At 60.2% G+C, this 20,362-nt stretch carries 24 protein-coding genes; 14 read left to right on the top strand and 10 right to left on the bottom strand.

Features of this window, described 5'->3' with window-relative positions:
• Positions 1 to 42: 42 nt before the first annotated feature.
• The 11 genes from MTR72_RS40550 to MTR72_RS24685 all read left to right on the top strand — a co-directional run bounded on the left by MTR72_RS40550 (position 43) and on the right by MTR72_RS24685 (position 8,057).
• Positions 43 to 426, top strand: a complete 384-nt coding sequence (locus MTR72_RS40550; RefSeq protein ID WP_445819633.1) for a DUF2946 family protein — start codon at positions 43 to 45, stop codon at positions 424 to 426.
• A 46-nt stretch (positions 427 to 472) separates the two neighbouring features.
• Positions 473 to 2,683 (top strand): TonB-dependent receptor family protein, encoded by a 2,211-nt coding sequence (locus MTR72_RS24730; RefSeq protein WP_341511323.1) that lies wholly within the window; start codon positions 473 to 475, stop codon positions 2,681 to 2,683.
• Positions 2,677 to 3,192, top strand: coding sequence for a copper uptake system-associated protein (locus tag MTR72_RS24725; protein WP_341511322.1), 516 nt, complete (start codon positions 2,677 to 2,679; stop codon positions 3,190 to 3,192). Before MTR72_RS24730 ends, MTR72_RS24725 begins: the two co-directional genes overlap by 7 nt.
• Positions 3,193 to 3,302: 110 nt before the next feature.
• Positions 3,303 to 3,686 (top strand): hypothetical protein, encoded by a 384-nt coding sequence (locus MTR72_RS24720; protein WP_341511321.1) that lies wholly within the window; start codon positions 3,303 to 3,305, stop codon positions 3,684 to 3,686.
• Between the two features lie 20 nt (positions 3,687 to 3,706).
• Complete coding sequence (locus MTR72_RS24715) at positions 3,707 to 4,033, top strand: hypothetical protein (protein WP_341511320.1); 327 nt, start codon at positions 3,707 to 3,709, stop codon at positions 4,031 to 4,033.
• Positions 4,021 to 4,485 carry a DJ-1/PfpI family protein gene (locus tag MTR72_RS24710; RefSeq protein WP_341511403.1) on the top strand — a complete coding sequence of 155 codons (465 nt, stop codon included), beginning with the start codon at positions 4,021 to 4,023 and terminating at the stop codon, positions 4,483 to 4,485. Before MTR72_RS24715 ends, MTR72_RS24710 begins: the two co-directional genes overlap by 13 nt.
• A 215-nt stretch (positions 4,486 to 4,700) precedes the next feature.
• Positions 4,701 to 5,087 (top strand): DUF2946 family protein, encoded by a 387-nt coding sequence (locus MTR72_RS40545; RefSeq protein ID WP_445819632.1) that lies wholly within the window; start codon positions 4,701 to 4,703, stop codon positions 5,085 to 5,087.
• Between the two features lie 51 nt (positions 5,088 to 5,138).
• Positions 5,139 to 6,137 (top strand): hypothetical protein, encoded by a 999-nt coding sequence (locus tag MTR72_RS24700; protein WP_341511318.1) that lies wholly within the window; start codon positions 5,139 to 5,141, stop codon positions 6,135 to 6,137.
• Positions 6,138 to 6,185: 48 nt separating this feature from the next.
• A complete protein-coding gene (locus tag MTR72_RS24695; RefSeq protein WP_341511402.1) occupies positions 6,186 to 6,500 on the top strand; it encodes a copper resistance CopC family protein in 315 nt (104 codons plus the stop codon).
• Positions 6,501 to 6,557: 57 nt separating this feature from the next.
• Positions 6,558 to 7,481, top strand: coding sequence for a copper homeostasis membrane protein CopD (gene copD / locus MTR72_RS24690; protein ID WP_341511317.1), 924 nt, complete (start codon positions 6,558 to 6,560; stop codon positions 7,479 to 7,481).
• Positions 7,482 to 7,511: 30 nt separating this feature from the next.
• Positions 7,512 to 8,057: a copper chaperone PCu(A)C gene (locus tag MTR72_RS24685; protein ID WP_341511316.1), complete on the top strand. Its 546-nt coding sequence runs from the start codon at positions 7,512 to 7,514 to the stop codon at positions 8,055 to 8,057.
• A 395-nt stretch (positions 8,058 to 8,452) separates the two neighbouring features.
• Here MTR72_RS24685 and MTR72_RS24680 read toward each other — a convergent pair whose 3' ends face one another.
• The 5 genes from MTR72_RS24680 to MTR72_RS24660 form a co-directional block, all read right to left on the bottom strand.
• Positions 8,453 to 9,577: a nickel/cobalt transporter gene (locus MTR72_RS24680; RefSeq protein ID WP_341511315.1), complete on the bottom strand. Its 1,125-nt coding sequence runs from the start codon at positions 9,575 to 9,577 to the stop codon at positions 8,453 to 8,455.
• Positions 9,574 to 10,209: a DUF1007 family protein gene (locus tag MTR72_RS24675; RefSeq protein ID WP_341511314.1), complete on the bottom strand. Its 636-nt coding sequence runs from the start codon at positions 10,207 to 10,209 to the stop codon at positions 9,574 to 9,576. The genes MTR72_RS24680 and MTR72_RS24675 overlap by 4 nt, the downstream gene beginning before the upstream one ends.
• A gap of 155 nt (positions 10,210 to 10,364) precedes the next feature.
• Positions 10,365 to 10,751 (bottom strand): hypothetical protein, encoded by a 387-nt coding sequence (locus MTR72_RS24670; RefSeq protein ID WP_341511313.1) that lies wholly within the window; start codon positions 10,749 to 10,751, stop codon positions 10,365 to 10,367.
• A gap of 131 nt (positions 10,752 to 10,882) precedes the next feature.
• Positions 10,883 to 11,089, bottom strand: a complete 207-nt coding sequence (locus tag MTR72_RS24665) for a hypothetical protein (RefSeq protein WP_130229665.1) — start codon at positions 11,087 to 11,089, stop codon at positions 10,883 to 10,885.
• 10 nt (positions 11,090 to 11,099) lie between these two features.
• On the bottom strand, positions 11,100 to 12,071 hold the full coding sequence (locus tag MTR72_RS24660) for a CobW family GTP-binding protein (protein ID WP_341511401.1): 972 nt from the start codon (positions 12,069 to 12,071) through the stop codon (positions 11,100 to 11,102).
• A gap of 347 nt (positions 12,072 to 12,418) precedes the next feature.
• On the opposite strand from MTR72_RS24660, the gene MTR72_RS24655 reads away from it, so the two are divergent.
• Together MTR72_RS24655 and MTR72_RS24650 are read left to right on the top strand one after the other, a co-directional pair.
• Entirely contained in the window at positions 12,419 to 13,321 is a 903-nt protein-coding gene (locus tag MTR72_RS24655) for a metal ABC transporter substrate-binding protein (RefSeq protein ID WP_445819635.1), read from the top strand.
• A 92-nt stretch (positions 13,322 to 13,413) separates the two neighbouring features.
• Positions 13,414 to 14,409, top strand: a complete 996-nt coding sequence (locus MTR72_RS24650) for a hypothetical protein (protein WP_445819631.1) — start codon at positions 13,414 to 13,416, stop codon at positions 14,407 to 14,409.
• Positions 14,410 to 14,518: 109 nt separating this feature from the next.
• Here the strand turns inward: MTR72_RS24650 and MTR72_RS24645 are convergent, their stop codons facing one another.
• The 5 genes from MTR72_RS24645 to MTR72_RS24625 all read right to left on the bottom strand — a co-directional run bounded on the left by MTR72_RS24645 (position 14,519) and on the right by MTR72_RS24625 (position 18,614).
• The gene (locus MTR72_RS24645; RefSeq protein ID WP_341511311.1) at positions 14,519 to 14,671 is read right to left on the bottom strand and encodes a hypothetical protein; all 153 of its coding nucleotides are present in this window, start codon (positions 14,669 to 14,671) and stop codon (positions 14,519 to 14,521) included.
• Between the two features lie 54 nt (positions 14,672 to 14,725).
• On the bottom strand, positions 14,726 to 15,079 hold the full coding sequence (locus MTR72_RS24640; RefSeq protein ID WP_341511310.1) for a hypothetical protein: 354 nt from the start codon (positions 15,077 to 15,079) through the stop codon (positions 14,726 to 14,728).
• 295 nt (positions 15,080 to 15,374) lie between these two features.
• Positions 15,375 to 16,310 (bottom strand): alpha/beta fold hydrolase, encoded by a 936-nt coding sequence (locus MTR72_RS24635; RefSeq protein WP_341511309.1) that lies wholly within the window; start codon positions 16,308 to 16,310, stop codon positions 15,375 to 15,377.
• Positions 16,311 to 16,360: 50 nt separating this feature from the next.
• Positions 16,361 to 18,328, bottom strand: coding sequence for a heavy metal translocating P-type ATPase (locus MTR72_RS24630; protein ID WP_341511308.1), 1,968 nt, complete (start codon positions 18,326 to 18,328; stop codon positions 16,361 to 16,363).
• 16 nt (positions 18,329 to 18,344) lie between these two features.
• Positions 18,345 to 18,614: a metal/formaldehyde-sensitive transcriptional repressor gene (locus MTR72_RS24625; RefSeq protein ID WP_130229661.1), complete on the bottom strand. Its 270-nt coding sequence runs from the start codon at positions 18,612 to 18,614 to the stop codon at positions 18,345 to 18,347.
• 697 nt (positions 18,615 to 19,311) lie between these two features.
• On the opposite strand from MTR72_RS24625, the gene MTR72_RS24620 reads away from it, so the two are divergent.
• Positions 19,312 to 20,187: an ArdC family protein gene (locus tag MTR72_RS24620; protein WP_341511307.1), complete on the top strand. Its 876-nt coding sequence runs from the start codon at positions 19,312 to 19,314 to the stop codon at positions 20,185 to 20,187.
• The last annotated feature ends 175 nt before the right edge of the window (positions 20,188 to 20,362 follow it).

Genomic DNA, 20,362 nt, shown 5'->3' with positions numbered 1-20,362 from the left:
TCGACCTTGCGCTGTGGTAGCCCTGCCACGGGGATCAGGCGAATGACGAGGTTCGTTTTCAAACGGCGGATCGGCTGCGGGGCCGCATTCATTGCGGCCTACGCACTCGTTTTCCATCTCATCCTCTCCAGCATCCTGGTTGCAGGCGTTTCACCGGCTGCTGCCGTCGCGGCTCACGAGCTGTGTATCAGCAGCGCCAATTTGGACGCTACCCGGCCTGACGCAGACAAGAGCGGCAAGACGCTCGCGATACACTGTCCGTTATGCGTCGGACATCACGTCATAAGCGCGCTTCCGCCGCCGCAAGTTGCCTTCGTTGACCGTTCGTATGTTGAGGCGGCCATCGTCTTTGCATTCGAAACACGGTTTGTTGCGCGGTTTCGTTCATACGATCACCAATCTCGCGGACCTCCCCTCCTAATCTGACAACAGCGCTACGGCGCCAATATTCAGTTCAATTGGGAGTTTTGCCATGTCATCCGCTGCCAGGCGGCTGCGAGCGCTCGCCAGCGCCGCCGCCATCCTTTCTTCACCTGTAAACGCGCAATCAAACGGGCAGAAGCAACTGCCGCCCGTGACCGTTGAAGCACCCCAGCAAAGGCGGGATGCGACTAGCCGTCCATCCCGGGACACCGCCCGTTCGCCGCGAACTGCGCGTGCCAGACGGGTGCCGGCCGAACCGGCCCAATCGGCCGGCGACCAGGGCGGCGCGGCGCGCGCAGCGCTGGGAGTCCTCTCGGCACAGCAGGCCCTTAGGGAGATCAACAACACACCGGGCGGTGTGGCGCTCGTGCCCGCCGAGGCCTACAGAAACTCGACCGTCTCGAACACGATCAAGGACATTTTGGACTACGTCCCGGGCGTATTCGCCCAGCCGAAATGGGGTGACGACACTCGCCTGTCGATCCGCGGCTCCGGCCTGTCGCGCAATTTCCATCTGCGCGGCGTCCAGCTCTACATGGACGGCATTCCCATCAACACAGCAGATGGCTACGGCGATTTTCAGGAGATCGATCCCACAGCTTACAAATACGTGGCCGTCTACAAGGGCGGCAACGCCCTGCAATATGGCGCCAACTCCTTGGGCGGCGCGATCAATTTCGTCATTCCGACTGGTCCCGATCCGCTTCCAAACGGTGCGTCCTTCGATCTTGGCGCTTTCGGTTACAAGCGGCTGCAAGCCAATGCCGGCGGTGCGAACGGTCCATGGGATGGCTTTGTCACCGCCTCCACGCAGGCATCCGACGGCTTTCGGGATCACAGCTTCGGATCGAGCAACCGCATTAACGGCAATATCGGTTATCAGATATCGCCAGACGTCGAAACGCGGTTCTATTTCAACGCCAACGAGGTACGCCAGCGCATTCCGGGCAGCGTTGACAGAACCACAGCGCTGACCTCGCCTACCTCGGCGGCTCCGATCAACGTCGCTAATGATTGGCAGCGTAATATCGACACCGTGCGGATAGGAAACAAGACGACCATCCGCTTCGAAGATACCCAAGTTGAGCTCGGGGCGTTCGGGGTCGATCGCCACTTAATGCATCCGATCTTTCAATGGCTCGACTACCGGTACAAGGACTATGGCGGCTTCGCAAAGGTCACGGACGATCGCTTCATCGGTGGATTCCGCAACAGATTCGTCGCCGGCTTCAACATCCTGAACGGCACCATTGACGCGCAGCAATTCGTCAACGTTGGCGGCTTCAAGGGGACGCCGACGTCGTCGTTGTTGCAGAAGCCGCAAAATTACTCCGCCTATGCGGAGAATTCGTTCTACTTCGTACCAAACGTCGCATTCGTGGCGGGCACGCAATATCTATATGCGGTGCGCGATCAGCAGGTGAACTTCTCGACCAATGGCGACGTCAACGGTCGGAGCACCTTTAGCCTGTGGAGCCCCAAGGTCGGCCTGCTGTGGCAAGTCGATCCAACCTGGCAGGTGTTTGGCAACATCTCGCGTAGCGCAGAGGTCCCTAGCTTTGGCGAGAGTGTGAGCCCGAACTTCCTAAACCCGACTTTGCCCAACATTCCGTTCTTCTTGATCAAGCCACAAACCGCCACAACCTACGAAATCGGAACCCGTATGAAGCGGCCTGATTACGCTTGGGAGATCGCCCTCTATCGCGCCGACATCCGCAACGAACTGCAATGTCTTTTTAGCGCGTTCGGCAATTGCAATGTCACCAACGCCGACCGCACGGTTCATCAGGGGATTGAGGCCGGCGCAGGGGCCGCAATTTTCCGCGACATCTTCGTCGGTGGAGCTGCGCCAGACAAGATCTGGCTGAATCTCGCTTATACGCTCAACGATTTCCGCTTCGACAATGATCCGACCTTCGGCAACAACATTCTGCCCGGCGCGCCGCGGCACTACATCCGGGCCGAGCTGTTGTATAAGCACCCGACGGGGGTCTATTTCGGGCCCAACCTGGAATGGGTGCCGCAGGCCTATTTCGTTGACAGCGCCAACACGCTGATGACGTCGGCTTACGCGATCTGGGGTTTCAAGGCAGGTTTCGACAATGGCGGCCCATTCACGGGCTACATCGAGGCGCGCAACATCTCAAACAAAGCCTATATCGCGAGCGCAAGCATCATCGACCGAGCCACTCCGACGTCACCTCTGTTCGAGCCTGGCAACGGCAGGGCGATCTACGCTGGGGTGAGGTATCGATGGTAAGCACAATCAATTCGCGAGGCACCTCGAGGGCGGTTTTCAACCGACATTTGAGCAGCGTGAGCCTTCGTGCGTTTTCGCTTTTGCTCCTTCTGCTGGCCAACGCAGCGGTGCTGGCCACGGAAGTCGGAGCAGAGGCCGAAATCGAAGAACTACTGCACGGCATGTTCGACAAGCCGGACGTTGTTCTCAAGGTAGCCCCGGTCGTGGTTGCTGGTGATTTCGCCATTGCCGACTGGACGCAGGGCGACATGGGCGGTCGGGCTCTGCTTCGCCGCAAACAAGCGTCATGGGTGATCACGCTGTGCGCCGGTGACGGCATCAGATCGCGTGAAGCGCTGAGGCAAGCCGGAGTCCCGCCGCAGGAAGCGATCTCATTGGAACGCGATCTTGCGGCGGCGGAGAGCAAGGCCGATCCCGAACGTGTGGCCATGTTCTCCCGGTTCGAGGGAATGGTGACGATGGACAGTACGTCCAATCAAGCACGCGGCGACGCGCATCCATCGAAGTGATCGCCCGAATGTCGATAATAAACACACCTCCGGCTGCCATACCGCCGGGGATGCCCCAAACGAACACGCAAAGGCGCAGTATGATCTCACAACTCCAAAAGCTACTTCTGTTGGCGGGCCTCGCCGGTCCGGTGTTTACCGCAACGATAGCAGCCGCTGCCGGTGTCGATGATGAGAGCTTTTTCACGCATCTTCATACCGAGCGCGCGATGGCGAATGTCACTGTGACGCCGGGACGAGCTGGACCTGTCGAAATCGCGGTTCAACTGGAAACGGTCGACGAGATGCCGCTGCCGGCGGTTGCTGTTTCGGTGATCTTGTCCGGTCCCGAAGCTGGTGGTGGGACGATCAAAGCCCCGGCAGTGCACACGGTCGACGATCAATGGCGTGCCACGGTGACTCTTCCATCGAGCGGCCGCTGGAGCATGGGGCTGGAGATCAAGCTATCCGAGAATGACGAGGTGAAGATTGCCTCGCCAATCCTGATCCGTTGACAAGAGCCAAGGAGCAACCGATGAACAGACGAGAATTCAATGCAGGAATGCTCGCGGCTCCTTTGTTGGAGTTTCTGGCGTCGACTGCCCGAGCGCAATCTAGCTCGGGGGCACGCCCAAAAGTCGGCATGCTGATCCACAATGACATGATCCTGCTCGATCTGGTCGGACCGCTCACGGTTTTCAACATTATGCAGGCAGAGCTGTACTTGGTCTCACGGACCATGCAGCCGGTAATCCCCGATGTGCAGGTTCCCATAACGCCCTCGGTTACTTTCGATAACTCGCCAAAAGCCTTCGACGTGCTGTTTGTCCCCGGGGCCTCAAAGGCACGCTGGACGCAATAAAGGACGGTCCGACTCTCGGTTACATCAGAGAGCATGGCGCGACTGCAGGCCTGGTCACAAGCGTATGCACAGGGTCACTCCTGCTCGGGGCCGCCGGTCTGTTGAATGGCTATGAGGCCACCTCGCATTGGTATGTCCGGGACCTTCTCAGTCTGATGGGAGCCACGGTGCGAAAGGATCGCGTTGTTGTGGATCGCAACAGGATCACCGGCGGGGGCGTCACCGCAGGCATTGATTTCGCGCTCACGATAGCCGCCAAGATTTCAGGCGAGGATGTCGCCAAGCGCGCGCAGCTCTTGATCGAATATGATCCGAAGCCGCCATTCGATGCTGGCGCGCCAGACCAGGCTGGTCCTGCCCTGGTCGGCGACGTCCTGGCCCGCCGAAAGAAGCTCATCGACGAGGCCGCGGTGATGGCGAGAGCAGCGGGCGAGGTACTCAGGGGACGGTAGCGATCTCGTTCCGAGCGCTCGTTCTAGCTGCCCGCAGCCGAGCTGACAGTCGGTTCGCCGCGAGTTCAAGCTGACTGCGCGCGGATTTGCGCCTTAGGCGCGTGCACACGCCGTTGCCGGCCCACAACACACCCATTTAATTGTCAGGCCCACCCTCCGTCCAGCGCCTGGGCGTCGCCGCCCGCCTCGACCATAGCCCGTCCTTGGGATAGCCTATGGCGCATGGTAGACCGATGCGCCATAGGCTAGAACTGTTTCTTCCCATCGTCGTGCTCGCGCTGGTGATGCAAATCCTGGCGCCGGTCGCCGCGTGCTGGGCCGCTACCATCGCGTTCGTCGATCCGCTGCAAACGGCGAGCATTTGCCATGTCGGTGGAGGCGTTGGCTCGGGCGATCAGGATCGCGAAAACCTCGCGCATGACGGGCTGTGCGTGGTCTGCGTGTCGTACGCGGGAGCAGCCGTCGATGCACCGAGAACCCACGCCATCCCACCTCAGCCTGGCGAGGTGCTGATTGTCCGCTGGCCGGACGCATCGGCGATATCCGCATCGGATCGGGTCGGCTCCAGTAGCAGGGCGCGCGGACCTCCGCTGTCGGCGTGAACATGGCGGCCTAGGCCGCTTCGTTTGCACGTCGTTTTGTGGAGACCTTCCATGTTTATCTTTCGTGCGCGTGCAGGCCTTTGGGGTGCCGCAATCGCGCTTGTTCCTCTTTCCGGAAGCCTGGCCCACGAAATCGTTGGCAACCGCTTCTTTCCAGCAACGCTCAGCATCGATGATCCCGGCGTGAACGATGAGCTGTCTTTACCGACCGTCGACAGCTTCAAAACCGGCGACCTTCCGCCGGTGCGGCAGCGCGATATCTCCGGCGAGTTTTCCAAGCGGATCACAGAGGATTTCGCGATATCGTTTGGCACGACCTACACCTTTCTCGGTCCGATCGATCCGACGGTGCCCGGGGCCAACGGCTTCCAGAATCTGGACACCATGTTCAAGTATCGGGTGTTCAAGAATCCCGAGCATGAGTTCGTGATGTCGGTGGGCTTAGGCGTGGAATGGGGCGGCACCGGCTCCTCCACTGTGGGCGCCGACCCCTTCAACACCTACACGCCGACGCTCTTTTTCGGCAAAGGGTTAGGAGATCTGCCAGACACGCTGTCCTGGCTCAGGCCGGTCGCGATCACCGGCCAAGTCGGCTATGCGATCCCGGGGCGGAATTTCACGACGACCTTCGGGGTTGATCCCGACACCGGCGCCCTGACTGCCGACACCGAGTTCCACCCGCGTGTGCTGAACTGGGGTGGGACCATTCAATACAGCATGCCCTATCTGAAATCGTCCGTGGTCGATCTGGGCCTGCCGGATTTCATTAACCACCTGATCCCATTGGTCGAGGCCAATCTGCAGACCCCGGTGGCGAACACCCTGACCTCGGGAAGGCTGACCACCGGTACCATCCAACCCGGCGTGATCTGGGTCGGCAACTATTTCCAGGTCGGCATAGAGGCGCTGATCCCGATCAACCGGCAAAGTGGCAGCAATGTCGGCGTGATCGCGCAGCTGCACCTCTACCTCGATGACATCGACCCGCGCGGGATCGGCAAACCGCTGTTCGGCGGCCCTGTCCAGCCGGCAAGCCCCTTTCCGAGGTAATCGACCATGCGACAATCATCTTTGATTGGAATCACTCCGCTCTTGCTCGTGCTCACAATAGGCGCAGCGCAAGCGCATGCTTTTCTGGACCATGCCGAGCCGCGCGTCGGCAACAAAGTTGCAAGCCCGCCGCGCGAGGTGACGCTGTGGTTCACCCAAAAGCTTGAGCCCGCCTTCAGCAGCCTCACCGTGACCGATGCAGCCGGTAAGCGCGTCGACAGCGGAAAACCCCGCGTCAGCGGCAACCAGATGTCGATCCCGCTGCGCGCCGGCGGTGCAGGCACCTACCGCGTGAACTGGCATGTGCTGTCCGTGGATACGCATACCACAGAGGGCAACTTCACCTTCCAGGTTGGCCAGTAACGCCAGCGGGAAAGTCCGATGAGCTGGTTCGGGACGGACATTGACGGTCCCCTCGTTATGACGCGCGCGATCCATTTCGCGTCGTCGGCGACAACGGCCGGCGCGGTGATGTTCCGCGTCTTCGTCGCCGAACCCGCTTTGCACCCGTCGCCGGATGGCTATGCTATTGTCCGAGCGCGCCTGGCCGCGCTTACTTGGACGGGGCTCGCCATCGCAGCCGCAACCGGTTTGGTTTGGCTTGTGCTGCAGACCATGTCGATGATGGGCCTTCCCTTCGGAGAGGCGATGAGATCGGGTGCGATGCTGACCGTTGCCAACGAGACCCAATTCGGCGAGGTCTCGAAAGTCCGCGCCGCGCTGGCTCTTCTGCTGGCGGCCTGTCTGGTTCTCGACTGGTTTGCCCCATCGCGTTGGCTTGCGCTCGTCGCCGCGTTAGGGCTGGTCGGGGCGATCGCCTGGACCGGGCACGCTGGGTCGACGCTGGGGGAATTGGGGAATCTGCACCTCACCGCCGACGTGCTGCATCTTGTCTCCGCGTCCGCGTGGATCGGAGGCCTGTTGGGCCTTTCAATTCTGTTCGCGGTCGGTCGGCGCCGTTCGGACTTCGAGTGGGGATCGCTGCAACTGGACGCCGTCCTCAGGTTTTCAACCCTCGGCATGATCAGCGTCGCTGCCTTGATCTTATCGGGAATCGTGAATGCGTGGATCCTCGTCGGTTCGTTCCGCGCCCTGCTCGTGACGGACTATGGACAATTGCTGCTGCTCAAGATCGTGGCCTTCGTGGCCATGCTCGGCTTTGCCGCGGTCAACCGGTTCTGGCTGACACCTCAGCTCGCCTTGGTCATGAACGCCCAGGCGGATACTAACGCGCTTTCAGCACTGGCACGCAATACGCTCACCGAGATCGCGCTCGGACTTGCGATCTTTGCCGTGGTCGGGGTGCTCGGCACGCTGCATCCCGCCATCCATCTCGTGAATTGAACCGCCCAAGGACAAGAAGGGAGCAACCACATGCAATTCCGAAAGCTTACGCTACCGTCGATCGCCTGCGCTGCCTTGGCCGCTTATGTCGCGACTGCGCCCGCGCGTGCCGATGAGATCAAGGCCGGTGATCTCGCTATCAGCCAAGCCTGGAGCCGCGCCACGCCGAAGGGAGCGAAGACCGGCGGCGGCTATCTCACCATCGAGAACAAGGGCAGCGCGCCGGACCGACTGATCGGCGGATCGAGCGATGTCGCGGGCAGCGTCCAGGTCCACGAAATGTCGACGGAGGGCGGCGTCATGAAGATGCGTCCGGTTGAGAACGGGCTCACCATCGAGCCTGGCAAGACAGTCAAGCTGGCGCCGGGCGGCTACCATCTGATGATGATGGATCTGAAGCAACCGCTGAAGCGGGGCGACAAGGTCCCGGTCACTCTCGAGTTCGAAAAGGCAGGTAAGGTGACGCTCTCACTCGATGTCGAGGGCATCGGCGCACAGGGACCGTCAGGCGGCTCGAGTATGGGCGGCAAGATGCAGATGAAGAAGATGCCCGATCATTCCGGCATGAAGATGTGAGAACTACGAGGCCTTACCGGCTTCGCTAGTAGCAGGTCTTCCGTGAAGGTCAGGTATTGGCCCGTCGCGTCGATATTGAAATGTCGGCTTTTGCGCCGCTCTTGCGGCTTAAGCGGACATGATCAATTCATGAGGACACGTCCTACCTAGTCCAGGTCCGAAGCATGGGTGTACCCGGAGCCGATGGATCGCGCAGCAGGTGGCCATGACCACCGTGGGGCACATCGACAAACTATTGCCCTCCGAAGGCAAACATCACACGTTCGAACCGTGTCGGGTGCGCCATTTCTTCGTTATTTTGCAGCGCCATGCGCGCGCCGAAACTGTAACTCGGCTTCATTTGCCCGAGTAAGCAATTCAATCAAATTGTCGCCGGTGCGCTCAGAGGCTAGCCCTCACCCGCTGAACATCCAGAGTCGCTCGCTGGCCATGTAACCCGCCAGTAGCAATGTGCCAAAAGCGACGATAAGTGCTGCGGCGCCAGCCTCGATTCCGCGCATCGCGAGCATGCCAACCCCGGCTCGCGTAAGAGCGAGGCGCGTTGCGAGTCCGCGCGCGCTGACGGCGAGTGTTGCGATCGCCGCGACCGTCACAGCCGTCCCCAATCCCATGATCAAGGTGGCGCCGATACCGGTCCAGAACAGGTCCTGGGCCAGCGCGAAGATCAGCACGATGACCGCGCCGGAACACGGCCGCAATCCAACCGCGACCACCGCGGTCAGACCTCGGCGCCAACCGCCGCTGCCTGCAAGCTCAGCGGGCTCCGGCCCATGGGCGTGACCCCAGGCCGACGCGTGATGCTCATCGTGACAATGAAAGCCGTGCACGGTGCAGCCATCGACCATGCATTGGCCGCCGCGCATGGCAATCGCGGAAGGCCTCCCCGCGGACAACCCTAGGGTAGTCGCAGTTTGGCCTTTGGCCACCGGAACCGACGCGAAAGCGAGTTCGGGCGCCGTCCTCCATGTCAGTTCGCGCAAGGCGATGAGGAAACCGCGACCTTTGACATAGAGAAGCCTGAGCCCGATCAGGATCACGAGAGCATAGCTTGCGATCTCGACGAGACGGACCGTCAGCCCAATCGCCTTTGCTGTAGCGCCGAGAAGAACGGCGGCGATGGCGACGACGATAATGGCGACAACGGATTGAATGACCGCGGATGCGAATGACAGGACAACGCCCCGGCGCCACGTCTCTTCATTGGCGATGAGGTAGGAGGAGATGACCGCCTTGCCATGCCCCGGGCCTGCGGCATGAAAAATGCCATAGAGAAAGGAGATGCCGAACAGACCCCACATCGCGGCCCCATCCTCCTTGCTGGCCCGGATGAAGCCCGACATCGAGCGGTAGAAGGCGGCCTGCTCGGCAAAAATCCAACCGCTAATGCCCGAAGCGAAGATGCCGGCTGCGGCGGGATGCGGCGCACCAAACGGCGCGCTCCAGGCCGACACGATACCACCTGCAAAGGCGATAAGGATCGCCACGAGGGCAGTGACGGAGACGGCGCGCGGTCTGGTCATGGGCACTTTACCAGCATCTTGTTCGCGAAGGTTTCCCCGTAGGTGCTGGAGGCATCAAGCGGATCGCTATCGAGCTGACTGAGCCGAAACTGTTCCGCCGCCGTTGGCTGGTGCGGCAGATCGTAAGTCAGATTGCATTGCGGCGCGCCGCTCAAGGAAACCGGCTTGTCCTTGGCAAATTCGAAATCCACAAAGATCGTGGGATCGTAGACCTCAATCTGCATTGCCTTTGCCGTGGCGGCCGCCTTCAAAGGTAAAGTGAAATGGAGAGTCAGGGCGGCGTTCTTGTATTCCAGCCAATAGTCGACGGGGTCCGAAAACTTCACTTTCTTACCGTCCGCGCGCGCGAAGGTGAAATAGCCATACTCCTTCAGCGAATCCACGTTGACCTGCGCGAACGAGGCGAGTTCTTCGCGCGTGTACTGGCCCTTTTTGGCGTGCGAGATGCCCTGAATCGCATAAGCCGAAAACATGTCGTCGAAGGTCCAGGCGTGGCGAACACCTGTCATGGTGCCATCAGCGGCGTAGAGGACTTCGCTGTGAAACGTGACCCAGACATGGGGGTGCGCCTCGGCGCAGTTGACGGATAACAAGAGAAGAATGGCGGCGGAGTAACACGAGCGTTTGATCATGGTCTATCTGCCGAATCGAGTAATGAGTGGACCCGCATCAGCGGGGACGGTGATCTCAAATGCGCATCAGAGCGTGATAGCGCACTAGGTGACGCATGCACCCTGCCTCGCGCCACGCAAGACGAGTCCTGCGGCACGGAAGTGACGGCAAGGCTTCAGACGGTGGGGGGCGCGCGTGACAGGAATGCCGGGTGACGCGGTTTAATCACCCGATCGGAAACCGAATTTGACGCGCGATCAATTTCTGCAAATTGGAGCGCTTTCAGCCCTTCAGGCGCATCCGGTAGTGAGGAGTTCGACAGCAGGAAGCCCGAGAAGCAGATTGGGCAGTTGTCATCGTGATCGGCCAGTCGCGCCGGCAGCTGCGTTACGGATTGCCCTGTTGGCCGGGCGTGCCTGAGGCTCTCGCCGTCGGTGCGGCCGAAGCTTGAAAAAGTGAGATCGTGCTTGTGGACGTGCTCGAACGACAGCGCGAGCTGCAGCACAAGCGCCGCCAGCGCGAGATAGGCTCCGAATCGCCGGGTGAAGACCCGTGCTGACATCGATTTCGCCCCCGCCAAGGAGCCGTTTCCCTTCTGAGGTCCTTGAAGCTATCGCCTTCGGCCGAACCCGCGCAACCGTGTTGAATTGGCGATCACCCTGCAACGGACGAGGAAAAATGGCGATCGAGGGGCTACGAGCGCCCCGTCATTCGAATGGTTCCTTTCGAGGGAGCAGGCTCTTTCTGTCCGGTTGCATCACCCTTGCCGGCTAGGTCGTGCGGCCGCTCACCGACCGCATCGGTCGGTGGAAAGATGCTGTCATATATCGCGCGAGCTTCGCGAATGAGGCGAAGTCGCTCGAGCTCGGATTTGCTGACAAATTCTACGATCTTGCCCATCAGCTCACCCTCAGGCACAGCAAGCCTCAAAGCCTTGCCTAAGCAGGTCCTTTGGCAGGTCACGCCCGATGAAAACAAGCCGCGTCTGGCGCGGCTCCATCTCCTTCCAAGGACGCCGACTTCCGCCTTCAATGAGCATGTGGACGCTCTGAACGACAAACTGCCGATCGTCATCCTCTATTGATGCGATGCCCTTCATGCGCAGGATGTCCGTCCCGTAGCGTTGGGTGACATCCTGAATCCAGGACACGAACTTATTGGGCTTCATTGGTCGGTCCGCGACCAGGGACAGGCTGGCGATCCTGTCATCGTGTTCGTGCTCGTGTTCTTCGGTGAGGAAACCCGGCTCGACTTCGAGGATGCGCTCGAGATTGAAGGCGTCTCGTCCCAATACTTGGGCGAGATCGATACCGCAGCGCTCGGTTCGGTGAATCTGCGTATATGGATTGATGCTTCGGATACGACGTTCGACCGTTGCGAGGCCGCCCGCATCGACAAGATCGACCTTGTTAACGAGAACGATGTCGGCGAACGCCAATTGCTCCTGCGCTTCAGGGGTCCGGTCGATCTGGTCGAGCAAGTGCTTGGCGTCCGCGACGGTGATGATAGCATCAAGCTTCGTCTTGCGGCGGACGTCTTCGTCGACAAAGAAGGTCTGCGCGACAGGCGCGGGATCTGCGAGCCCCGTCGTCTCGACCACGATACCGTCGAAGCCGCGGCTGCGGCGCATCAGCCCCGCGATGATTCGAATGAGGTCGCCGCGTACCGTGCAGCAGATGCAGCCGTTGTTCATCTCGAAGATCTCCTCGTCCGCGTCGACGATGAGATCGTTGTCGATGCCGACCTCTCCGAATTCGTTCACAATCACCGCAAACCGCTTGCCGTGTGTCTCGGAGAGAATGCGGTTCAGCAGCGTGGTCTTCCCGGAGCCCAGATAGCCGGTCAGAACCGTGACGGGAATCTGGGGTGCAGCATCGGCCATGGTGTTGTTTTCTCCTCGCGCTTCGCGGGCGGCGCTTTTCGCCATATCGTCGGGATCGCTGATCTGCGCATGGTGGGCTTCGGGCCGTCGTCGAGCAGAAAGGCGTGTGCGAAATGCCGCCCCGAACTCGTTGCGATCCGGAGTGTAATGTTATAACGTTACATGTGGTCGAAAGAAGGCACAAGGGACCATCAATCAAGCAATTCCGAGAGGCCCTCTTGTTCCGGCTGTGTCGCGACACCCCAGTAGATGCCGACGCTCGACGGCAGTTTGATTTGGATTTGGTCCGTCGGTCGGCATACGATGCCTCCGTGTGGCAGAAGGCCTGCTTTCGACGGCGTCGGCTGCTGATCTTGGTTGGGGTTGCGGCGGCCTGGGCGATCTTGCCGGCTTCTGCGCAACAAGACGCAACGAAACTAGAGGTCGTGGCGACATTTTCGATCCTCGGTGATTTCGCCAGGAACGTTGGCGGCGATCGAGTCGACGTCACGACCTTGGTCGGTCCCAACGGTGACGTCCACGTCTACACGCCGACGACCGCCGATGCGGAGGCGATCAGGAAGGCCAGACTTGTGATCGTTAATGGCCTCGGCCTGGAGGGCTGGCTGCCGCGGCTCGTCAAATCATCCGGCGGCAACGCGACCACCGTCGTCGCAACCCATGGCATCGTGCCGCGCAAGGTCGCTGCCGGCGAGATACTGAGTCGTGATCGTGGCGTGGGGTCAGTGGACCCGCATGCCTGGCAATCCGTTGCGAACGCCGAGATCTATGTCGCCAATATCCGGGATGGGATGGTAGCCGTCGATCCGGCCAATGCTGCGACGTACAGAGCCAATGCATCGGCCTATCTGGCCAAGCTGGAAACGCTCGACCGCGACGTACGCGAGGCAGTCGCGTCCCTCTCCATCGAGCGGCGCAAGGTCATTTCAACTCACGATGCCTTTGGTTATTTCGCCGCCGCCTACGACATCAGGTTCGTGGCGCCGGAGGGCGTTTCGACCGAGACCGAGCCGAGCGCGCGGGATATCGCAACCATCATCGCGCAGATCAAGAAAGAGAAGATTCCGGCGGTCTTCCTGGAAAACATCAGCGACCCCAGACTGATGCGCCAGATTGCCTCTGAGACCGGCGCAGCGATCGGCGGAACTCTTTATTCGGACAGCCTGACGGCGAAGGATGGCGAGGCTCCGGGCTACATCGAGATGATCAGGCACAATACCAGAACGATTGCGAGAGCCCTGATGGAGTAACACGCTTGTCCGCGTGATCCAGCGCGAACGATTGAATGCACTGCGATGCTTGAACTTGTAGGCAAACGGTTCGGAACAGGAGAATTAATCCGGTGCGGTCCAGGTCCGTCCTTCTGATCTGCGGCGTGTTCACTATCGCCATCGCTTTATCGGCGGCGCCAAGGTCTTTTGCTACGCAGCAATCATCGGATGTTCCGGCTTGGCTGAGGACCCGTGTCGGCGAAGGCGAAGGTCAAATTGCAGAAGTGGTCCTGCAAAGGGCCCGCACACTTTACCAGCAAAAAGTGAACCAAGGCGCGGTTAAAAATCCCTGCTTTTTTTCGATGGACGCGACGCGTCCAAACGATTTAGGCGGCGGCAAATTGGGGCGTCGGTTCTACGTTATCTGCGAATCCGAGCGATCGTTTCGTGCAATTTCGGCGGGTCACGGCGCCGGTCGCGATTTGAAAGGCGTCGCGGATTTCGCGAACGGAAGACGCTGCGCGAAGAACTTCGGCAATGCGATGGATTCAACTCTGACGACTGGTGGGGCCTATGTAACCGGCGAGACAAAGACGTCTTTCAAAGGCTACTACCGTATCTCGGCGAAACAAGACGCAGTTCTGGTACGCTCGTTTGTTCAGTTTGATGGCGAGGGCGAGACCGCAAATGCCCGACAGCGCGAGATCGGCGGGCATCCGGCCGAGTTGTTGAGGAACGTCTGTCTTCGAAAGGATCCACGCAGTCCGTACGCAAACCACGACGGATACGTTCCTTTTGGAACACTGGAGGATTACACTGGCGGCCGCAGCAACGGCTGCACCAGTTGGTCGCCATCGGATGCCGGCCAAATCATCGCAATGGTGAAGGATAATCCGACGACGCTTTACATCTATCCTGACGCTGCCGACATCGAAGCCGTCGCGCGAGCAGTGGCGGCGGGCCGCTCGCTATCCAGCGTGGGACTATATTGGAACGCTTCCTGTTTGAACGAAATCCGCGCTCCGAAATTTTGGCCAAAGGAAACCCTCGAGCCAGTCCTGGCTCAATACAAGAAGGATCATCCGGCACCGGCGCAACAGCCAACGCCGATTTGCAAGGAACGGTAAATTCGCTCGTTTACGTATTGGAGTGACCGTTCATCCTTCGACGGTACCGCCCTTTTCGTCACCTCGGTCCTAATCAGGTTGCCCGCGCGGTTTAACAAAAGGCGAACGATCATGGTGCCAACGGCGCGTTCGCGCCGCCTTGCGCGACCGGCCGGCATGTTGCGGCCGGCGGCGCGCGCCTTTCGGGCGCGGCGCCGGAGTGTCCGGCTTTGAGCCGTTCCAATTCCTTCTGTTCAGTCGCGAGCGTCACCTCAGTGGCCATCAAAGTTCCCTTTGGCTGACGCAACGAAGCCAAGCAGCGGGAGTTATCGTTGGACTAACCGATTTCTAGGCCATCTCGATCGGAGGGAAAACTATGACGGCTGAAACGCAACATGCCAACCATTCCCATCAGCACGGTCCTGGCTGTGGGCATACGGCCGTTCGGCACGAAGGCCACACTGATTACCTGCACGACGGTCATTTGCACCACATGCATGGAGATCTTGTTGATGAGCATGTGATCGCAGTTGACGAAACCAACCCTGTGCATTGCACGCCAAACATCGCCTGCGCCGATCATACTCACGGACCGGGCTGCGGGCATGAGGCAGTCCCTCACGGGGATCACATCGACTACCTTGTCAACGGGCGACTTCATCATCCACACAACGGTCATTGTGACGATCATGGACCGCTGACAATGGCCTAGCTGCCAGATGGCCCGACGAGGCGGCTCGTGACTTCAGGCCGACGCGCGTCCTTCTCTCGTGTCTGGGGCACAGCGATTTTGGCAGCATCGTCTGGCCGGAGAGCTTAGAGCATATTCAACTCAGCACTGCACGGCCTCGCATGCGCGGTCCGGCTACGATTCATCCTAAAGGAATGGATCGCTGCCCCGCAACGCGCAGGTCAGAGACATTGTGAGCCCATGAAGGCGCGCGTCAAACATGGATTAACCTGCCGAAACTTGGTCGAAGTCGTAATCAGACTCCGCTCGCTGCTCTCTCGAAAAGAAATGGTCGGATGACGGAAACGACTTCATCAGGAAATTCTTCATGGAGAGCCAGTTTGCCTTTGGGCAAGCGCTTGATCTGAACATTCGGCAGAGCTGCCAGTGAGGCGATTTCGGCGCGCGAGCGCGCAGGGATCTCATCCCCGTAAACGACCAGCGTCCGCTTATCCGCGTTCTGCGCCAGGCTGACAAAGCCATCGCGGCTCGTGACCCGATCCAAATACCCGCTGACAAACCGTACCGAAGCGTGCCGTGCTCCGGGGGCCCGCACGACGGCGAGTTTGGCCAAGAGGCGATCGCCTGAGAGCCATTCCGGGTCACTATAGACGTGCTCGCGCGCCATCTTTCTCAAAACCAACTGGCTCACATTGAGCCGATACAGCAACTCCCCAACAATCGGCAGATCAAGAGCTGTCCTCACGCGAGCAAACCACGGCCGATAGGCTCCTATCATGGTCGGGAGCGGTCCTCGCCATGTCGGCGCGATCAATACGAGACAGTTGGTCGATTCGGGACGATGAACGGCGTGGTACAGCGCGTAGGTTGCAGCGTGGCCGGCCGCGATGAGAGTGTGCGATCCCGGTAAAATCCCGCTCAAAACCCAATTGAGAAATGCGGAGAGTGCATCGGGCGACCAATCGGTCCGCGGGCGCGGCAGGTCGCCAAACCCTGGCCAGTCGACCATGGTTACGTGGAAGTCCGACCTTAGCCGGTCAAAGAGCGGGCGCATCTCCGCGCGCGTCGAAATCGAACTTAGAGCGGGCAAGAGCACGACAGATGACCCATTGCCGCCCTCCTCCATCCCGATCGTGACTGTTGCTCCTTCCCAACGACAATCAATTCGGCGTTCCATCGAGCTCCCCGCGATGCGAACTCGCAAAGAACCACACAACTTGGTGCGGTTCATCCTTGTTTCGACCTGGTCCTTGCTCTTGTCCGCGACGGCCTTTGACGGAGCTACCTGGGATCCCGCCCCGGCAACAAGCGGGTGGAATTGAGAATGAACACAAGCTCCGAAGCTACGTGGATGAAGGCGGCGAGGAGCGGGCCCAAAACGCCTATCGCTGCCAGGCCGATGCCGAGCGTGTCGACGATCAGGGTTCCCGCGAAATTCTGCCAAATGATGCCCCTCGTCTGCTTGGCGAGCGCGAGGGTCTCGGCCAGGCGAGCCAGATCATTGCCGAGCAGAACGACGTCTGCACTTTCCCGCGCCACATCGGTGCCGGAGCCCATGGCTATCCCGACACTCGCTTCGGCAAGCGCCGGCGCATCGTTTATGCCGTCACCGACCATCGCGACCACGCGATCTTGCGCAACCAGCTTGCGAATGCGCGACAGTTTCTCCTCGGGAAGAAGTTCCGCCTCGATCTCCTCAACACCGAGCTTGGCGCCGACCGCAGACGCGACGCGGCGTGTGTCTCCGCTCAAAAGCACCGTCTTGATATTCATGCCATGTAGGGTCGCGACCGCACGCTGCGCCTCCGGACGAACGGTATCCGCCACAACGATCGAGCCGACCAAGCATCCGTCTTGCGCAACGAAAACTTCCGCTCCCGCCTCTGCGTCGCCAGCCGCCGAGCCTTGAACCTTGACACCGTTATCCGCGAGCAAGGCCTGATTACCGACAAGAACGACGTGATCGTTGACCCTCGCGAGAATTCCACGTCCCGGTATGTAAGCGAAGCTGCTCGGCTCCGCGATGTCGCACCCCTGCCTGCGGGCATACGCGACGATCGCCCTGCCCAAGGGGTGTTCCGATCTCAGTTCGGCCGCAGCTGCAACCGCGAGAACTGCGTTGGCCGAGGTTCCCTGCGCGGGCATGACCTGCTGTACATCCGGCTTGCCGAGCGTGAGCGTTCCCGTCTTGTCGAACACGACGGTATCGACACGCCCGAGCGTTTCCAGGTGGATGCCTCCTTTGACAATCGCGCCAAGACGAGCGGCCCGGCCAATGGCTCCAAGAATCGCAAGCGGCGTACCAGCCGCGATGCCGCAGGCGCCGGCGACGATGACAACCGAGATGGTCGAACGCATGTCGCGCGTGAACGCAAAGGTAAGCACAGCCGAGCCGAGCGCGAAATAGACCAGATACCCCGCCAAGCGATCGGCGAGGCGTTGCACAGGGGCACGGGATTTTTCAGCACGCTCGACGGCGTCGATGATTTGGCCGTAGCTGGTATCGCGGCCGATCCGCTCGACACTGATTTCGAGCGCGCCCGACTGGTTGATCGAGCCCGCGAAGACCCGGACACCGGCCGTCTTCTCCACCGGCATGGATTCGCCGGTGATGCGGGATTCATCGACGAATGAATGGCCATCAAGCACAATGCCGTCCACTGGAATCCGGCCGCCCGGCGCGACCAAGACGGCGTCCCCGACCATCACCGCCTCTGCCCCGACTAAGCGGATCGAGCCGGCGCGGCGTACCGAGACCTCGCGCGGCAGAAATTCCAGAAGATCGCGGATTGCCTTGCGTCCGCGACCGACCGTCATCCCCTCCAGTACCTCGGCAACCAGCACGAACAGGGCGATGACAAGCGCCGTGAAGAATTCGCCGATTGCGGCCGCTGCGACGATGGCAATCGTCATCGATAATTCCATCGTCATGCGGCGCTCGACGATGTTCTCGAACGCTTCCTTCAAGATCGGCCATCCGCCGATCGCTAAACCCAGCACTCCGATGACGCTGACGGCGGGGTAAGGCTCCCAGACCCGAAACCACACCGCACCGGCGGCGAGAGCGACAATCGCAATGCGAACCGCTTCGGGCCACTCGAACGCATGCTCATGCCCATGATCGTGATCATCTTCGTGGGGGTGCGGATCGTGCAGATCCTGCTCCGCTGCGTGGCCAGCGTCGCGAGGACCTGTGTGTTCCTCTGACGATCGCCGGAGGATCGGACGCAGGCTGTCCTGCAAAGCCATGCGATTTCTCCCTTACTTATTTCAGGTAGGCGCGAACCACCTCAAGGAGCTCCTCGGAGCCGTGGCGCCGCTGGGCATCATTCTCGGCCGCAAGGATGTGTCCGCGGACATGGTCTTCCATCACCTCGGCCATCAGCCCGTTGATCGCGCCGCGCACAGACGCAATGAGCTGCAACACGTCGGCACACCCGATTTCCTGATCGAGCGCTCGTTCGATCGCTTCAACCTGCCCGCGGATGCGGCGGACACGACCCAGCAGCTTGGATTTTCCGCGAACGGTGTGCATCTTTAAGGCTCCGGAAGGTGGACATAGGGGGGTATACTATATTTGTGCCGAAGTCGCAAACCTCCGAAGCACCCTGAATACTGGAGGCCTGGAACATTCCTGCCGCGACGACGCCGAAAGTCGGCCGGCTGTCGCGCGATGAGAACACAGGCGCCAGGCACGAGAGGCGGCGATAGTGCGAAGCTCGGATCTATGAACCGGCAAAGACCGATGTTCCGCCGAGCAGGGACGGGTTTTCGCGGATGGTTTGACTTGCGATGGCCGTCCACTCTCCTCGCCCACTAAACGAGGGCGACAAGGGCTGCGACAACGAACCCATTTGCTGTCCCGAGGGCAAGGACCGCCAGAATTCCTAGTTGACTACGCAACTGCCATCGCCGTTAGGCACGCAACGCACCGGTGGTCGGCGGTCGCCATGGATCCAGATGCACATAGTTGGACGGCGGTATAGACGCCATCGGCTTCGACATCTAGCTCGTTCCCGTCGCTTCCGAATGGGCCCCGGCTGCTCGCCCCTTTGAGTTCTCTTTGGACCCAGAGATATTTCTCCGCACCCTCTGTCGACACGCGAGACGGGGGGGCTTGGCCATGGGGCTAGGAGTAATTTGTGAGACCGTAGAAAGAAGCTTTGCCCAACGCGGCTATGGCGCGCGGCCAATCGTGATCGCGTCAGCCATAACAGCGAGCGAGGCGGGCTATGAAACGTGATCTCTACGCAGAAGTATCGACGCGCATTGTTGCAGAGCTAGAAGCCGGTGCCGCCCCTTGGGTTAAGCCATGGTCTGCAACAGCAGGCATGAACACGCCATGCAACGCAGTGACCAATCGACCTTACTCAGGAAGCAACGTCTTGTTGTTGTGGATGGCACAGACGGCCGGCTATCGCACGCCTCGCTTTCTGACATTCAAACAGGCCGCGGAGTTGGGCGGCAACGTGTGCAGGGGCGAGCACGGTACGAAGGTGTATTTCGTGAAGCAACATCAGGTTCACGATAAGGAGTCGGACGATAACTCTGCAACGCGCTTAGTGCCGATGATGCGTGAGTACACGGTCTTCAATGTTGACCAATGCGAAAACCTTCCCGATAGCATCAATACAGCAAAGCCGATGCGAGCTCGCAATCCTGACGCGCGCGACGAACTCGCCGACGCATTCTTGCACTCAACTGGAGCCGACATCCGCGAAGGACACGGCGAAGCTTTCTATGTGCCGAGCCGCGATTTTATCTCGATGCCCGCATTTGAGGCTTTCAAGGGCGCCGATCACTTTTACAACGTGGCATTCCACGAATTGACTCATTGGACGGCACACAAGTCGCGTCTCGATCGAGATTTGAAGAACCGTTTCGGCTCACGCAATTACGCGGCCGAGGAACTGATCGCCGAGTTGTGCGCAGCGTTCCTGTGTGCGGAATTTGGCTTTGACGGGGACCTACGGAGCGCGGGGTATATCGGCTCTTGGATTGAGCTTTTGAAGGCTGACAAACGGGCAGTCTTTACGGCGTGCAGCCAAGCATCGAAGGCTGCGGACTATCTTCGCAGCCTGGCCCTTGCCGAGCCTTCGGCGGCGTGATGGTACCCTCTGCCCCTACATCCGAGCATGAGCCGCTTTTCGACGTGCATGGTCATGTCGGCTGCTGAAGGAATGAGCCCTCGCGGTTCAGCTCAACGGCGCGTGCTGACGTTCAGCTCAGCTGAGCTAGGAACACAAAGCCTCAAGTTCCTCGATATGGCGGAGAGGGAGGGAT

It is taken from the genome of Bradyrhizobium sp. ISRA442 (assembly GCF_038085055.1).
Classification (GTDB): domain Bacteria; phylum Pseudomonadota; class Alphaproteobacteria; order Rhizobiales; family Xanthobacteraceae; genus Bradyrhizobium.
The sequence above is the reverse complement of the archived record's forward strand: the minus strand, read 5'-3'. Positions and strand labels throughout refer to the sequence as shown.

Excerpts from the sequence above, each read along its gene's own strand:
- MTR72_RS40550 (WP_445819633.1), top strand. The coding sequence starts at position 43 with ATGACGAGGTTCGTTTTCAAACGGCGGATCGGCTGCGGGGCCGCATTC.
- MTR72_RS24730 (WP_341511323.1), top strand. The coding sequence starts at position 473 with ATGTCATCCGCTGCCAGGCGGCTGCGAGCGCTCGCCAGCGCCGCCGCC.
- MTR72_RS24725 (WP_341511322.1), top strand. The coding sequence starts at position 2,677 with ATGGTAAGCACAATCAATTCGCGAGGCACCTCGAGGGCGGTTTTCAAC.
- MTR72_RS24715 (WP_341511320.1), top strand. The coding sequence starts at position 3,707 with ATGAACAGACGAGAATTCAATGCAGGAATGCTCGCGGCTCCTTTGTTG.
- MTR72_RS40545 (WP_445819632.1), top strand. The coding sequence starts at position 4,701 with ATGGCGCATGGTAGACCGATGCGCCATAGGCTAGAACTGTTTCTTCCC.
- MTR72_RS24700 (WP_341511318.1), top strand. The coding sequence starts at position 5,139 with ATGTTTATCTTTCGTGCGCGTGCAGGCCTTTGGGGTGCCGCAATCGCG.
- copD (WP_341511317.1), top strand. The coding sequence starts at position 6,558 with ATGACGCGCGCGATCCATTTCGCGTCGTCGGCGACAACGGCCGGCGCG.
- MTR72_RS24685 (WP_341511316.1), top strand. The coding sequence starts at position 7,512 with ATGCAATTCCGAAAGCTTACGCTACCGTCGATCGCCTGCGCTGCCTTG.
- MTR72_RS24680 (WP_341511315.1), bottom strand. The coding sequence starts at position 9,577 with ATGACCAGACCGCGCGCCGTCTCCGTCACTGCCCTCGTGGCGATCCTT.
- MTR72_RS24675 (WP_341511314.1), bottom strand. The coding sequence starts at position 10,209 with ATGATCAAACGCTCGTGTTACTCCGCCGCCATTCTTCTCTTGTTATCC.
- MTR72_RS24670 (WP_341511313.1), bottom strand. The coding sequence starts at position 10,751 with ATGTCAGCACGGGTCTTCACCCGGCGATTCGGAGCCTATCTCGCGCTG.
- MTR72_RS24665 (WP_130229665.1), bottom strand. The coding sequence starts at position 11,089 with ATGGGCAAGATCGTAGAATTTGTCAGCAAATCCGAGCTCGAGCGACTT.
- MTR72_RS24660 (WP_341511401.1), bottom strand. The coding sequence starts at position 12,071 with ATGGCCGATGCTGCACCCCAGATTCCCGTCACGGTTCTGACCGGCTAT.
- MTR72_RS24645 (WP_341511311.1), bottom strand. The coding sequence starts at position 14,671 with ATGGCCACTGAGGTGACGCTCGCGACTGAACAGAAGGAATTGGAACGG.
- MTR72_RS24640 (WP_341511310.1), bottom strand. The coding sequence starts at position 15,079 with ATGATCGTCACAATGACCGTTGTGTGGATGATGAAGTCGCCCGTTGAC.
- MTR72_RS24635 (WP_341511309.1), bottom strand. The coding sequence starts at position 16,310 with ATGAACCGCACCAAGTTGTGTGGTTCTTTGCGAGTTCGCATCGCGGGG.
- MTR72_RS24630 (WP_341511308.1), bottom strand. The coding sequence starts at position 18,328 with ATGGCTTTGCAGGACAGCCTGCGTCCGATCCTCCGGCGATCGTCAGAG.
- MTR72_RS24625 (WP_130229661.1), bottom strand. The coding sequence starts at position 18,614 with ATGCACACCGTTCGCGGAAAATCCAAGCTGCTGGGTCGTGTCCGCCGC.
- MTR72_RS24620 (WP_341511307.1), top strand. The coding sequence starts at position 19,312 with ATGAAACGTGATCTCTACGCAGAAGTATCGACGCGCATTGTTGCAGAG.